The following is a 15419-nucleotide window of genomic DNA, read 5'->3' on the forward strand; positions in this document are numbered from 1 at the left end:
ACCTCGTATAATTCATTCAATCATCTCTAACATAATCGGATATTCGGCAATTTGAATACGTTCCTTTAATTCTTTTCCCATCAAATCACCATCTTTTGCATTATCAAAACCTTTTATAGTCACAGCTACATACGAATCACATCCTGCTATTAAATGATGTGGTAATGTACCATAAACATGTTTTCCTTTAATATCATCTGCTTCAACACGTTCGAATACCGGTGCATTCTGCAAAAATGGAAATTCATTTTTTAATATTTCAACAGTTCCCATATGGCGACTTGCAATGATAAAGTTATTTTTCATTTCCCATGGATAAATTTCTAAAGCTGTTAAACGATATTTAGATACATTTACATCTGCTTTAATAATATCTAGTCCAGTTTCAAATACTTTATCTCTTGGCAAATCCAATCCATAATATTCATTTATTCCATGCCCTACTAAAAGGGAAGGTGCAAGTGTAGAAATAATAATAGTGGTATCTGATTCTTTATTATCATATCGCACCAAATCTCTCACTGCCGGAAAACCAAATGCCACTATTTTATTTTCTTTCAAAAGGTCATTTAATTTCATAATTTCATTTATTCACCTACTATCTGATTAATAATTAAACCCTCTAAATGCAGAAGGTCTATTTTCATATATTTTTTCATGAAGTAGTTTTTTATATAGAAGTAATCTTTCATGCCGATAAGGATTCCTACGCTTACTAGGATGAATAGAGCCAAAATCAGCAACTTTTTTCGTGTAATAAGCAATTCTTTTATCCAGCACAAAATCACCTCATTCATTTTTAATAAAAAATTAAAGATAATTCGCTAGGCTCTATAAGAACCATTACCGCGCTTATCAGTCGCTCACAGTTAAGGTCATGGCAACATATAGTAGGTTATGCTTATAACCATTAGCACCCTCATTTTGGACTGCTATAGCTTTTTTAAAAGTGTTAGCTATCATCACTTAGATTACGTTTAATGACAAATCAGTCAAAACACGTTACAATAAAAGTGTCTAGGTTTTATTGGCGTGTATGATAAGTTACGATTTATCATATGCGCTCTCTTTCTATATGAAGTTTTCAAGGAACATCATTTCCTTTCATGCATTTTCGAACAATTCATTAAGTGGTATAAACTCACACTCGTTACATGTTCTCAAATGCTGAAATTCCTTTTCTTGACATATCATAATTCTTACAAATTCTACGATATGAAACATTATGCAATAAAAGCTTTTGAATAATTTCCTTCGAAATCGGCTGTTGCATATAATAATCTGCCTTTACAATTCGGACAGCTAACTTCATCCTAGCCTGCCAGTCACCTTCCATTTCTTTTGCCAAAGGAACTGCCTTTTTCATTAAATTTTGCATTTCATTAAAGTTCATTTGAATTTCACCCCCTAGAAATAATATAATTCATTTATTAGATATTAGATTTATAAGAAACAAATCTAATTCTATAAAACATTTATATCTTGTTCCAAATCGCTACATCCAGTTTCAAAAAAAAGCTTCCAATCAAAACCAATTACTCCGGCGATTTGTTTAGCAACTTTTACGCTAGGTCTTCTTATACCTAATTCAATTTGAGAATAATAAGGTCTTTTTATGTTTGATTGTATCGCAACATCTTCTTGTGTTAAATTTCGTTCAATTCTTTTTTCATACAACCATTCTCTTTTTTTCATACATTTAATCGCCACCTTCATTGTAGCGTTTCGCTACTTGTTAATTCTAATTATATAGTAGCGTTTCGCTACTGTCAATACTTTTTTGTACTTTTTTGATACAATTATTTTATGTAGCTTTTTGCTACAGTATAATAACTATAAACGATTTATAAATCGTATAGAAACGAGGTTACACAATGTTGGGAGACAGACTAAAAAAACTAAGAGCAACAAAGAATTTATCTCAACAAGAACTAGCAAAAAAACTAAACATTTCCAGAGGAACCTACGCTCATTACGAAATAAATAAAAGACAACCTGATTACGGTACACTCAAAAAAATTTCTAACTTTTTCAATGTATCAATTGACTACCTAATCACAGGAAATGAACATTCTAATTCTCCTGATGAAATGTGGAAAGAATTTTTAGACCCTAAAACACAAATATTCTTTAAAGACTTACAAAACGCACCCGAAGAAAAAATCGAAGAACTAATACGTTTTTGGGAATTTATTAAAGAACGAGACAAAAAGAAATAGAGCTCTAATATTAGGGCTTTTATTTATAATAAAAAACAGAACATACATTCCCCGAAAGAGGACAAGCCATGAAATATCACACAACATTACTAGAAGATGCAATAAAGCATTTTTATGTTGACTTAGGTATTTATTACCCACATCAACTAGATATTCTGGAAATAGCTGACTACCTGGGAATTAAAGTCTATTTTTGGGATATATCAAGTCGTGTTTATAAAAAAGAAATTATAATTGATTCTAGGTTATCCCCCGAAGAACAATGGGAGGATTTTGGACATGAACTTTGTCATTTATTATTACAGTACGGAAATCAAATATTGCACTTGAATAATCTTTTTCTGGCATACCAAGAATGGAAAGCAAATAACTTTGCACTTCATTTCTGTGTACCAACATTTATATTAATTAAATATGAAATCGCCAACATACCCGAAGGTATACCTTTTATAACAAAGACATTCAACGTAACACAGAAATTTGCACAAAAAAGACTTATTCATTTTAGAAATCAACTACAAATATCAAGATTGCAACAACAACTTAATGCGTAATGACAATAAAGTTGTTTCCTTTTGAAGGGATGAAGCCGCATTATTACCGTTGAAAAATGCGGCTGATTTCAAAAATAGTTGTTTACTTTTCACATTCGCCCGACCAGTAAACATAAATTTGTGATAAAAAGTTCTTTACTGAAATTCTTTATTCAACAAAAGCGCCCAACGGAACAAGCCTTTATTCGGTTATACAATAAAATATAATAATGCTCACTTCCAGAGGTATCGCCAGCATTTTAAAAAAACCCTACGTTAAGAAATTTTTTTATATTTCAGTAATAGTAACTTGATGAGAAATCCCGTGGCCAATCCCGGTATTATAAAAAGAATTGGGAGCCAAACAGGCCCCCATAATAGCCCAAATAAAGTGAATTCCGAAGAATAAATCACACCAACCGTTGCCCAATAGGCTGTGAATACAAAGGGAAGAAAAGAATGAGGATGCCTTCCACCTCCGGCGTCTTTCCAGGCATCCCATATTGCAAAAATATACAGGCAAGGGGAAAACATCAACCATGCATAATTCGTTTTCTCAATGGCTTCTTTGATACTCCCATGAAAACTTAATAATATAATTTGGTGAAAGTTGGACTGAACATTAACTAGAAACACCAAAGCAATGAAGAGTAATCCCTTTAGAAACCTACCGTTTAGAATTTGACCAAAACCCGGCAATGCAATACTCCAAAACAGTTTCTCATATTTATTATTTTGATTCATATAATCACGTCCAAATGATTATATTGGTCATAACTTTTTTAAGGCAAAAGAAGGACAACGTAATTCAGAATTGCCCAATCTTTGTCTTTATTTACTCTGTCCTTTTGATAATTGGGTTCTATCCTCCATTTGAGGTGGTTCTTCCAATAACCCGTGTTCAATCATGAGGTCTCCTCCATCATTTGCGAAGTCGAAAACATCTTTAGCAATTGGTATCATTTTTAAAGGTAAGTCTTTCCTTAGACTGAAGGTCGTACCTATAGCATTACTGCCAAAACCAAAAGTATTCAGTAAGGACGTATTATACATCATAAGCTTATCTGAAAAAGTCGACACTGTTGAATCTGTAACCCTTCCTGCTGGTGTGGACGGAGGATTAATATCACTGTCTAATAATATTTCGCTGGATTTTGTAATGATTGTTTTAGATAACTCTTTACCTCGGAAGAAGTAGTCCCGTATATCTTTTTTCTTAGCTACTTGAGCAAAGCCTGTCATTAATTTCATTCCGTCTACATTCGATTCAATCGCTTGGTATAGATAAGCCACTTCAACTGTATTTAATGACCTCCTGTGACCCGTGATTTTAAATCCTGACCGATAATTCTTTTTCTCAGCAAATTCAACATGGTTGGGTAAGGTGACAACTGGAGATTTTGGAAGTACACCCTTGCTTAGCAAAAACTGTGTCGTTTTTTCACAGGTATCCTCCGCAAACGCTGAGAACCTTTTGTATAAATCCATGATGTCTTTCCGGTAACTCATCGATATATGCAATGCATGTAAACCTGAAGCAACTTTCATCATCATACGTAAGTACATGACCTCAAAAATGTCGTCAAACAATTTTGGTGCATTAAGGTTTACATCGTTTTCTGTAAACCCAATTGGAACTGCTGCCCCTTCTTGTGTAAAAATGTTCCTTAGTTCATTAACAAAATTACTTTCACCTTCGTGAAATGTTTGCAATATTTCTATAGCCTCAGCATCTTGATTATTTGACAAAAAAAATTCAATCACTCTTACCATCATAGTCTTTTTTTGATAAATAATCCAAAGGGTTGAAAGCTCGGATGACGTTATCGGTATATGTCCTGTTGTCATTTAATCACTCCTCATGCCTTATATTTACCTTTATGTTTCACCACCTTCTGAGAAATATTCATTTTTTAGGATTACATGGTTATTAATTTTAATTCCACACGACAATCCAAATACCAAAAAATTTCCCTGCCAAAATTCAGTGTAAAAACAAAATTCCCTGCCAAAATTTTTTATTGGCAGGGTTTTTGGCAGGGAACTATATTATTTTTTATCAATTTATCCGTTTTAGCTTAGGACAAATGCTGTTAAATCAGCGTTCTCTCTTCAAATCAAGTTAGCCTCTTATTCCCACTCAATGGTCGCAGGCGGCTTACTCGTCACATCATACACTACCCGGTTAATATGGGCTACATCGTTCACGAGACGGGTCGAAATTTTCTCCAAGACATCCCAAGGGATACGTGCCCAGTCGGAAGTCATACCATCAATCGAGGTGACTGCACGGATACCGATCGTGTAATCATACGTGCGGGCATCGCCCATAACACCAACGCTTCGAATGTTAGGAAGGACAGTGAAGTATTGCCAAATATCACGGTCTAGACCAGCCTTAGCAATTTCCTCACGCAATATCGCATCAGATTCGCGAACAATCTCTAATTTTTCTTCGGTTACTTCTCCTAAGACACGGATAGCTAGTCCTGGACCTGGGAATGGCTGACGCCAGACGATATGTTCTGGTATACCTAGCTGAGTTCCTAATTCACGAACTTCATCTTTAAACAATGTATTTAACGGCTCGATTAATTCAAATTGCATATTTTCTGGTAGTCCACCAACATTATGATGTGATTTAATCGTTTGTGCTGTTTCTGTACCACTTTCAATAATATCAGTATAAAGTGTTCCTTGCGCAAGGAAATCAATGTCTTTTAATTTAGCTGCTTCATCATCAAACACATAAATAAATTCATTACCGATAATTTTACGCTTTTTCTCTGGATCGTCGACGCCCTTTAATTTCGTTAAAAAACGATCTTTAGCATCCACTTTAATAATGTTCATATGGAAATCATCAGCAAATACCTTCATCACATCGTCAGCTTCATTTTTACGAAGCAAACCATGGTCAACAAAAATACAAGTTAGCTGATCACCAATCGCTTTATGAATTAATGCTGCAACAACGGAAGAATCCACCCCACCGCTCAATGCACATAATACTTTGCGATCGCCGACTGTTTCTTGGATCTTTTTTACTTCCATATCTATAAAATTCTCGATGGTCCAATCGCCGTTGCTCCCGCAAACAGCAAATACAAACTGCTTTAATACATCATTTCCGTACTCAGAATGACGTACCTCAGGGTGATACTGTACACCATATAGTCCTTTTTCCTGATAACTAATAGCTGCAATTGGTGTCGATGGACTTGTGGCATCAACCTGGAAGGCTTCTGGTGCTTGAACGACTTTATCACCATGGCTCATCCACACTATTTGTTGTTTTGGTGTACCTGTAAACAACGTCGGTTCTCCTTGAACGTCGATTTCAGCTTTTCCATACTCGCGATTTTTAGCTTTCTCCACTTTTCCGCCATAATGCAATGCCATCAATTGCATACCATAGCAAATTCCTAATACGGGAATGCCTAAATCAAAAATTTCTGGATCGCAGCGAAAACTATTTTCATCATATACACTATGTGGTCCACCAGAAAGAATAATTCCTGTTGGGTTTATTTCCTTAATTTCTTGAGCTGACAGCTTATGAGAGTGCAATTCACTATACACACCAAATTCCCTAATCCGCCGTGTAATCAATTGATTATATTGGCTGCCAAAATCCAATACTAAAATCATTTCATTTGTCTTCATTTGCGTTACCCCTATCTATATTCTGTTCCTTCCAACATCATGCGTTCGTATCGAGTAGCCACTCGACCATTTCCAGAAAGATCCTTATCACTCGCTTTAATTAACCAGAAATTGAAAAACTGGATTACCACCTTTTGCGTCGACAAAAATGCAAAAAGGCAGCATCCAGCTATATGGATGTTCTGCCTTCATAGTCAAAGCATTTACGGTGCTCTGGTAGATACTTTCGACCCATATTGTCGAGGATATACGAACGGCAAATGATTATTTTCATTCCATTATGTCCTTATTCTACATAACGGAACGAATCATGGTCAAGTCAATATTCGTTTAATTAAATTTTGCCATAATTGCGCCATTTCCGTTTTAGGAATAGATTTGTTGTCATCTCTATAAATAAGCCGTTCATAATGCTCCGTAAGCTTCTGCATATCAGTTGTCTCATACTTTTCATCAATTTTCAGCGCATACTCACGTAATGTCTCTCCTGGCTGCTTTGGTTCACCTTGCTTTTGCAATACTTTCATTAGAAAGTGGTATGCTTCCTGGTAATTTTTCACATGATTATCGGTTGTAAATTTACGGCCTACCCATTTCGACTGCAAACGTAACCGACTTCGATAAACCATAATAGCGATAATCAGCAGCAACAATATAGCTGCAATAATTCCCCACATCCAAACGTTGGTTGTAGTGCCTGATTTTGATTCAGCAGCTGGTACAACTTCAGATTCCTCTTCCTTCTTCTTATCAGGCGAAGCTTCTGCAGGCTGTTCGTCTTTATCTGTTTCCTGTTCCGATTGCTTTAAAGTATCCTGTTGCGTAGCTGTTCCATCCACAGGTGCAGTTTGAAAATCTGTTAAATTGGTAAATCCTTTCGTTGGTTCAAATGGAACCCAACCCGAACCCGGAAAATAGACTTCTACCCAAGAGTGCGCGTTGGAGTTTGTTATTTCATAGGTGTTTTTTTCATCACCCGTGCCTGCGTCGATCAATTCTCCACCAGTAAAGCCTTTTGCCCATCTTGCCGGAATATCCAATGCTCGCAGCATAACGACCATCGAAGTAGAAAAGTTATCACAGTAGCCTGCTTTGGATTCAAACAAAAATTGGTCTACATAATCTTGATCGCCCTCGGGCACTGGAACATCTGTTGTCTGATACGTAAAGTCAGTACTTGAAAAATAGCTTTCAATCGCTTTTGTCTTATCATACTGGGTCTCCTCGTTAGCAGTTATTTCCTCAGCTAATTCGACCACTCGGTCCGGTAACGAATCTGGAATCTGAGTGTATGCTTCTAAAGATTCCCCCGTACTTGAAGCTTCCCGTAAAGCTTCAATTTGGAAAGTAGGATACTCATAACCGACCGTGTAATCTTGTAATGTAATGGGCTCATTGCTGCTATCCATGACTTGAATAGCTTCTGATGTCGTATCAATATAAGCTTCCCCTTCACTTGCCTCTACATGGTTGAAGCCATATGGATGTACGAGCTTATCTAACGCTTCGTCACCTTGAAATGCGATCGTTGCTTGTTTCCTATCGACATGGACATCTTCCTGAAACATCGGAGGGATTTTTGCTAGTTCGACAAATTTAGAGTCCTGACTCATTTCCCAGCCTTTTCCTGTATACACATCCTTCGTTTCCACACGCCAGTAATGCTCTTCCTCTACTTCAGCTTCAAATACTGGTGTATAGTCTTGGACAAATGAACCGCCCAATCTGCTATCATCTTCCCCATAGCCAACTTTTTGAATCGCTCCATTTCCTTCTCTAGAAAAACCAGCATTTTCAGCACTACTCTGAATGAAAGGCACCGGGTCTGGCCACTGGGGAGAAAACTTCGGTGCGGCTAACCCGACGGCTGAAGAAAACAATACAACCGCTATTAATGGAAGTAACCAAATGGCAGATTTCTTCACGAATGTAAAACGAAGTGCCTCTCTGTCCATTTCTCTCATAAAATGAGCTATTCCTAAGGCAAGAAAAGAAGTGATAAAGATCCTGATAATCGCAGTACTGCCGTCATAAACGGTAAATGTATCCAAAACGGTTAAATAAGCGATTGTCAATAAGATGAATAAAAAAACGCGTTTTCTTATAACAAACCAATAATGCAGCAAATAACTCATTAACCAGATTAAGATGAGAAACAGCATGCTACGAAATAAGGGTGTAAATTCATACCAAGCTCTGTTGAATAAAGCTTGTACATTGACGATAGTATCCTGAATCAACTCTCCGAACCACAATGGATTAAAAAAGCCGATAGTAAAAAACAAACTATTTAACACGAACAGTAATGCAGATCCCTTCAAAAGAAAAGATAGCCACCATCGGATTTGTATAAAGGAAAGCAGAAAACAGAACACACCATAAAGTATAAAAATACTTATACTTGTCGTATCCGTTATTTCCTGTAAAGGGTAGAACCATTCCAGAAATAAAATAAATCCACAAATATAAAGGATTAACGTATAAAAAATAGATGGATGTTGTTTAGGTTTACTCATATTCGTTTCACCTCTAACGGCGTTTTCATCAACTCGTGCTCAGTCATTTCATAGATATCCACCCCAAAAGCTGACAATTGCCGAACAAGAGAAGCGGATTTTTTTTGCTGTTCCTCCGGTTGAACAAGTAAAACATGTATATGCTCCGTTCTCTGGTGCAGTTTTTTTATCATCTCTACGAACGGTTTATCTACATTTCCTACAACAAATAGAAGAACGCCCCCATTCACCAGCTTGTTCCAATAGCTTTGGATAGCTAGTGAAAACACACCATTCTTATTTGGCTGCAGTTGCGTTAAATGTTCTTTCATTCGGTCAAATTCCCAAACACCATAAGTCGATGGATAAAAACTGCCACTTTTTCCGATAGTTAGTAATCCCGTTTCAATAGATTGCTTCCTCAGATAGGTAAGCAACGAGTAAGTAACTTCAACCATGCCTTCAAAAATAATCGGATTCAGTGAGTTACAAGCATCTAGCACAAGTAACATATTCGTGCCTTTTTCCTGTTCAAACTCTTTTGTCATAACGGTATTTTTCCTAGCTGTTTGCTTCCAGTCAATCCAGGAAAAGCGATCCCCTGGCATATATTCCCTTATCCCTGTTGCCACATTTGCATTCGTAAAACGAAGGGATGCAGTAAGCAAATTGCCTTCCTGTCGATTGGTGATTTGTCCTTCCAATAACCATGGACGTGCATTCGGATAAGTAACAAGTAAGTCACTTACAGCAAAGTAATGCTCCTTTTTTACAAGCCCGAAAAAATCTCCTGTCCGTATTCGTACCGTCTGAAATTGATGTTCCCCTCGAGGAATTTGTTCCAATCGATACGTAAAAGAAAACGTACGCTTGAAGCCAGGGAGTAGCATTTTCTTCATTTGCCGTTTAACAACTAATCGTTCTGGCTGATTCATATATTGAAATTTTCCTACTTGATTATCTATAGTTTTTAATGATTCTGGCATAATATCTTCTAAAATGCAATAATATAACGGAAATGGAAAGCGCCGCTTAACCTCCAATTTCACCGTAATTGCCCCACTAGCATTGGATATATAATGAGATAAATGTCTGCCAACCTTCCACTTTCTTATTGGATATATCAAGACAGCCACTTCATATATTAAAATAGGTAGAAAACTAAAAAACAAGAACCAACTAACAAACCCGCCCTGAAACATAGCATAGGAGAATAGCAGCAGAAAAGTAGTAACGAGAAATAAACAGCTTACTAACAAACGAAAGCGATATTTCATTAAATAAATTCCTTTCGTATTGGTATCTCAGTTTGCTCGATAATCATCGCTATGACATCATTTACCGTTTTTCCACTGTATTTTGCTTCTGAATGAAGAATAACTCGATGCGCCAATACATATGGAGCCAAATATTTTACATCATCCGGCAACACGTAGTCACGTCCTGAAATATAAGCATATGCTTTTGCAGCTTTCATTAAAGCAATCGACCCTCGTGGGCTGACACCTAAATAAACTTGAGGGTGATTTCTCGTACTCGTCACTAAATCAATAATATAATGCTGCACATTTTTATCCATGTACACTTGCTTCACTTCATCTTGAATCTGTTCTAACGCTTCTTTTGTCAACACAGATTCAATGGTCTCAATTGGATGATCATGGGAAGTTCGGGTAAGCATTTCCATCTCTTCTGCAAACGTTGGATATCCCATGTTTAACTTTAAAATAAATCGGTCTAATTGAGCTTCCGGCAATGGATATGTTCCTTCATATTCGATTGGATTTTGTGTAGCCATTACAAAAAATGGGCGAGCTAGAGGAATTGTTCTACCGTCAACAGTGACGTGGTTCTCTTCCATTGCTTCTAATAGGGCGGACTGGGTTTTTGGGGATGTGCGATTGATCTCATCTGCTAGAATAATGTTACCAAGAATTGGCCCACCTCGGAATTCAAACTCCAATGTTTTTGGATTATATATCGATACTCCTGTTACATCAGAAGGTAATAAATCTGGCGTAAATTGGATTCGTCGAAAATCACAATCTAAAGATTTAGCTAGTGTTTTCACGAGCATTGTCTTTCCCACACCAGGAACGTCTTCCAATAATACATGCCCTTGCGCTAGTAAAGCAACAAGACTTAAAACAGCTGCCTCTTCTTTTCCGATCATTACTTTATTTATATTTTGTAATACATTTTCAATTTTTACATTATATGCCATTGTGTTTTCCATGATAAGCCCCTCTCTAATATGAGTTAGAAATATATATTAATATTTGTTTTGTTGTTATTTTTTTAACCATTCTCCCTTATTTAACTATACTAAAAAAGTATTACAATCAAAAGAAAGAGATATTAATAGTTTCAAGATTCTTTACTCCACCTAATTTGCTTTACAGGTCCAATGTTTTAAGCGTTCTTAAGCACCATAGTTGAGAAAGCAAACTAAAAGCAAGATCTATATCTCGATTCAACCTCCCAGCATGGGAAAGACCTGAGACTACCAGTCATATTGGGATAGAGGATTTCTTCATTAACCGCCCCTCCGCTATTTATTGGAAGCAGAAGATAGTTTAGGAGGTTTTACGTAGAGTGGCGGGGATGATAGCATTTCTATGCGTGAAAAAATATCCCTTTGGCGTCTTAGCTCGAAAAACTTGTCCGCTGAGGCTCCATGTCAAATCGACTACGAATCTATCTTTTGGTTATGCTCCCAACATCAAATAGCGAGGATTCTTAACATCTAAATTTTTATCTATTTTTAGTATAACCATATACTAGTAGTTTATACGAAATATTGTAAGCTTGCAGGATTATCAACTATTTTTAAATAGAAAACTGAAGGAAACACAAACAATAACTACCAATTAAGGTGAACTTTAAATGCACAGGCGTTCGTTTATATCTATGGATGTTTAGTTAAGAAGAATTTGCACTATAACTTGAAGTTGGTTCTTCCAGTCTTGAAGATCCACTTGTTAACATGGAAGGTGAGATCTTATTGCCGATTGCATGGAGACAGCTTTTTTCTATAAATATATCGATTAGAAATTCCCCTAACTTCCTTCTTTATTGGGGCAATCTCTTACGTCTACGCGCTTGACTTAAAGATGTTAAATAGCTATCGTTGCAGTAACTCAAAAACTAACGAATAGGGGTTGTAGCTTATGAAAATACTTGCCTATCAACGGGTAGAAACTCCCGTTCTTACACAGCTAAAAGAGCAGCACGACGTTCGTTTTTTTAAAAATATCGACACCAATTCCGATCCGGCATTTCTTGATTTTCTATCACAAGCTGACGGAATTATTGGTCTAGATCTGCCAGTTAACCAAACACTATTAAACTGTGCCCCGCGTTTGAAAATTATTAGCAACGTGTCAGTAGGTTTTAATAATTTACCAATTGAAGAACTGAGCCGACGTCAGATTATGGCGACAAATACGCCGGGTGTTTTAACAGATACCGTTGCTGATATGGTGATGGGATTGATAATTTCTACGGCTAGAAGATTACCTGAATTGGATCGGTTTGTTAAAGACGGGAACTGGGAAGAGTCTTTAGATAGTACCTATTACGGAACAGATGTACATCATAAAACACTTGGAATTATTGGTATGGGGCGTATTGGGACTGCTATTGCCCAACGTGCTCATGCTGGTTTTCATATGGACATTGTATATCATAGTAGAACAAGAAAGCCTGAAGTTGAACAAAAGTTTCAAGCGACCTATGCAAGTCTTGATGAGCTATTAGCTGTCTCGGATTTTGTTTGTTTAATTACCCCGTTAACGAAAGAGACTGAATACATGATTGGAAGACGGGAATTTAAATTAATGAAGAAATCAGCTTTTTTCATCAACGCTTCTCGCGGAAAAACAGTCGTTGAACAAGATTTAATAGCAGCATTACAAAATAATACAATTGCCGGAGCGGGATTAGACGTATATGAACAAGAACCAATTGATCCTTCAAACCCACTGCTTCGTATGGACAATGTGGTTACATTACCGCATATAGGATCTTCCACTTATGAAACAGAATTGGCGATGTCACAATTGGCTGCTGAAAATTTACTTGCCGGCTTATGTGGAAAAAGACCAAAAAATCTCCTTAATCCAGAGGTGTGGGAACGTAAATAACAAAGTCAAGTAAAACTCCATAAAGTAAGAGTTTTCCTCCTTGAAATAGAGATTCAAAAGTCAAAGAACGCAGGGCAAGCATCCTTGAAGAAAAAATACTCTTCTCAACGTACGATGCGCTGCTTTCTTAGCTTGCCTTTCCTTGAAAAAGAAGTACTCTTTTTCTGCGTGCGGTGCGTCGCTTCCGTAGCTTTCCTTGGTCTTGAAATAGGAAGAACTCCTTTTCAGTGTTTGATGGGTCGCTTCCGTAGCTTGCCTTTCCTTGAAAAAGGAGTACTCGTTTTCGGCATACGGTACGCTGCTGATTTGGGGGAAAATTGTGAACTTCGGCGAAAAAGTTGTGAACTTCGAGCGACCTATCTGTGAACTCCGGCGATTTCTCAGTAAACTTCGGCGAATTTCTTGTAAACTCCGGCGAATTTCCATTTAAATCCAATTAATTCCTTACCTCTTTACCTAACAAATAACCTCGTCCCTTTTTATCAGGAAACGAGGTTATTTTAAGTATCACACATGCTTGTTCACTTTCATTGTCTTGATTATTCATATAAAATAGGTGCGCCAGGCCCTAGTTCAACGCCAAACAGCATCCAAACTATAAGCATGAGTGTCCAACCAACTAAGAAGAAAATAGAATAAGGGATCATCGTTGAAACGAGTGTACCAATTCCCATTTTCTTATCATACTTTTGTGCAAAGGCAATAATGATCGCAAAATACGTCATTAATGGAGAAATAATATTCGTTGATGAGTCGGCAATCCGATAAGCCATTTGCGTTAATTCTGGTGAATAGCCTAGCTGCATCATAATTGGAACGAATATTGGAGCCATCATTGCCCATTTCGCTGAAGCGCTTCCTATGAATATGTTAATAAATGCGGCAATAATGATAAACACAAGGACTAACGGGATCCCAGTTAAATTAATATTTTGTAAAAAGTCTGCTCCGTAAACACCTAACACTAATCCCATATTGGACTCATTAAAATAAGCTACAAACTGACCTGCCGTAAATGCAAGTACAATAAACATTCCCATTGAAGCCATTGTATCGGACAGTTGATAAGCGACATCTTTATCATTTTTAACAGCTTTCGTCACAATTCCATAAACAAGTCCTGGAATAAAGAACAGAATAGCAATAATAGGTACTAGGGAACTCATAAATGGAGACTCGATAATTGGTCGCTCTCCTGTTCCACGCATTGGAGCTCCTTCTGGAAGAACGAGCAGCGCCGCTAAAATAAGTGAAACAACAATGGAAACAACAGCCCAAACTAAACCTTTTTTCTCAAGACTCGTCAGCTTTTCGACTTTTTCTCGGTACTCCCCTTTGTATTCTCCTAACCTCGGTTCTACAATTCGTTCAGTTACCCATGCTCCGATAATCGTTAACAAAAATACGGAAGCAGCTATAAACCACCAGTTCATCGCAATACTCATGCCTTCTGCGTAAGCCGGATCTACAATGGCTGCACCAGCAATAGTAAGCTCCCCTAACAATGCGTCTGTTCCTGATAGTACCAAGTTCGCACTAAACCCTCCAGACACTCCTGCAAACGCAGCCGCTAGACCGGCTAAAGGGTGACGACCAACGGCAGCAAACAATAATGCGCCAAGTGGTGGCAATACTACGTAGCCAGCATCAGAAGCGACACTGGACATAATACCTGCAAACACCAGACCGATCGTAATAAATCGATTAGGAACAGCTAATACGAAGCCACGTAATATAGCACTGATTAATCCTGCCCGTTCAGCAATCCCAATCCCAAGCATGGTTAATAAAACCACGCCAAGTGGTGCGAATCCAATGAAGTTATCTGTCATACTAGAAAATATATAGTTAATTCCTTCTCCATTTAGTAGATTTTTTATCTCTACCATTTCTCCTTCTTCACCTGGGTGTTCAACACTAATTCCGAGCGGAGATAAGGCTGCCGACAATAGCAGCACCAATAGAGCTAATATTGCGAATAATGTAACGGGATGAGGTAGTTTATTCCCTACTACTTCAACCCCGTCCAACGAACGTTGAAATATTCCTTTCTTCTTCCCCATACTTTTTCTCCTTCCATTTGTAAGCAAAAGTACAATATTTCGAAAAATAAAATTACATTGCAAACGCATACTGTTTTTTATTATATATGTCTAATTCCTTCTTGAAAATAGAAAAACAATAAAAAACACTAATGTTATTTTTAGCAAGATTTAAAAAATTAATTTGAAATTAAACAATTTTAAGGAGTTAAACCGAGGTGGAAAGCTTTCAATCTAGCTAAAATTATAAAATGAAAATAAGATTTAAACCTATGGAGAAATAATTCTGTGAAGCTTCTCCATAGATTTATAAGAAAAT

At 37.0% G+C, this 15419-nt stretch carries 14 protein-coding genes and 1 riboswitch; of the genes, 3 read left to right on the forward strand and 11 right to left on the reverse strand.

Annotated features, from left to right (window positions below):
• Positions 1 to 12: 12 nt before the first annotated feature.
• The 4 genes from BKP57_RS06820 to BKP57_RS06830 form a co-directional block, all read right to left on the reverse strand.
• Positions 13 to 579: a hypothetical protein gene (locus BKP57_RS06820; protein ID WP_050351793.1), complete on the reverse strand. Its 567-nt coding sequence runs from the start codon at positions 577 to 579 to the stop codon at positions 13 to 15.
• Between the two features lie 27 nt (positions 580 to 606).
• Complete coding sequence (locus BKP57_RS22480; protein WP_169770795.1) at positions 607 to 780, reverse strand: hypothetical protein; 174 nt, start codon at positions 778 to 780, stop codon at positions 607 to 609.
• Between the two features lie 370 nt (positions 781 to 1150).
• Positions 1151 to 1393: a hypothetical protein gene (locus BKP57_RS06825; RefSeq protein WP_050351795.1), complete on the reverse strand. Its 243-nt coding sequence runs from the start codon at positions 1391 to 1393 to the stop codon at positions 1151 to 1153.
• A gap of 71 nt (positions 1394 to 1464) precedes the next feature.
• The gene (locus BKP57_RS06830; RefSeq protein WP_050351796.1) at positions 1465 to 1695 is read right to left on the reverse strand and encodes a helix-turn-helix domain-containing protein; all 231 of its coding nucleotides are present in this window, start codon (positions 1693 to 1695) and stop codon (positions 1465 to 1467) included.
• A 179-nt stretch (positions 1696 to 1874) separates the two neighbouring features.
• On the opposite strand from BKP57_RS06830, the gene BKP57_RS06835 reads away from it, so the two are divergent.
• Both BKP57_RS06835 and BKP57_RS06840 read left to right on the forward strand, forming a co-directional pair.
• Complete coding sequence (locus tag BKP57_RS06835) at positions 1875 to 2219, forward strand: helix-turn-helix domain-containing protein (protein ID WP_050351797.1); 345 nt, start codon at positions 1875 to 1877, stop codon at positions 2217 to 2219.
• Positions 2220 to 2287: 68 nt separating this feature from the next.
• Positions 2288 to 2773 (forward strand): ImmA/IrrE family metallo-endopeptidase, encoded by a 486-nt coding sequence (locus tag BKP57_RS06840; protein WP_050351798.1) that lies wholly within the window; start codon positions 2288 to 2290, stop codon positions 2771 to 2773.
• Between the two features lie 255 nt (positions 2774 to 3028).
• On the opposite strand, the gene BKP57_RS06845 is transcribed toward BKP57_RS06840, so the two are convergent.
• From BKP57_RS06845 to BKP57_RS06870, 6 genes are all read right to left on the reverse strand, one after another.
• The gene (locus tag BKP57_RS06845) at positions 3029 to 3496 is read right to left on the reverse strand and encodes a hypothetical protein (RefSeq protein ID WP_050351799.1); all 468 of its coding nucleotides are present in this window, start codon (positions 3494 to 3496) and stop codon (positions 3029 to 3031) included.
• 87 nt (positions 3497 to 3583) lie between these two features.
• Positions 3584 to 4600: a DUF3231 family protein gene (locus tag BKP57_RS06850; RefSeq protein ID WP_050351800.1), complete on the reverse strand. Its 1017-nt coding sequence runs from the start codon at positions 4598 to 4600 to the stop codon at positions 3584 to 3586.
• Positions 4601 to 4882: 282 nt separating this feature from the next.
• Positions 4883 to 6418 carry a glutamine-hydrolyzing GMP synthase gene (gene guaA / locus BKP57_RS06855; protein ID WP_072741231.1) on the reverse strand — a complete coding sequence of 512 codons (1536 nt, stop codon included), beginning with the start codon at positions 6416 to 6418 and terminating at the stop codon, positions 4883 to 4885.
• A gap of 171 nt (positions 6419 to 6589) precedes the next feature.
• Positions 6590 to 6691, reverse strand: a riboswitch (purine riboswitch).
• A 41-nt stretch (positions 6692 to 6732) separates the two neighbouring features.
• A complete protein-coding gene (locus BKP57_RS06860) occupies positions 6733 to 8934 on the reverse strand; it encodes a transglutaminase TgpA family protein (protein WP_072741232.1) in 2202 nt (733 codons plus the stop codon).
• On the reverse strand, positions 8931 to 10190 hold the full coding sequence (locus BKP57_RS06865) for a DUF58 domain-containing protein (RefSeq protein ID WP_072741233.1): 1260 nt from the start codon (positions 10188 to 10190) through the stop codon (positions 8931 to 8933). The genes BKP57_RS06860 and BKP57_RS06865 overlap by 4 nt, the downstream gene beginning before the upstream one ends.
• Positions 10190 to 11149, reverse strand: coding sequence for an AAA family ATPase (locus BKP57_RS06870; RefSeq protein ID WP_175609432.1), 960 nt, complete (start codon positions 11147 to 11149; stop codon positions 10190 to 10192). The genes BKP57_RS06865 and BKP57_RS06870 overlap by 1 nt, the downstream gene beginning before the upstream one ends.
• Before the next feature lie 934 nt (positions 11150 to 12083).
• Here BKP57_RS06870 and BKP57_RS06875 point away from each other — a divergent pair.
• Positions 12084 to 13058 carry a 2-hydroxyacid dehydrogenase gene (locus BKP57_RS06875; RefSeq protein WP_072741235.1) on the forward strand — a complete coding sequence of 325 codons (975 nt, stop codon included), beginning with the start codon at positions 12084 to 12086 and terminating at the stop codon, positions 13056 to 13058.
• A gap of 539 nt (positions 13059 to 13597) precedes the next feature.
• Here the strand turns inward: BKP57_RS06875 and BKP57_RS06885 are convergent.
• Positions 13598 to 15121 carry an AbgT family transporter gene (locus BKP57_RS06885; RefSeq protein WP_050351841.1) on the reverse strand — a complete coding sequence of 508 codons (1524 nt, stop codon included), beginning with the start codon at positions 15119 to 15121 and terminating at the stop codon, positions 13598 to 13600.
• Positions 15122 to 15419: the final 298 nt, after the last annotated feature.

This window comes from Virgibacillus sp. 6R, assembly GCF_001895305.1.
Lineage (GTDB): Bacteria > Bacillota > Bacilli > Bacillales > Amphibacillaceae > Virgibacillus > Virgibacillus pantothenticus.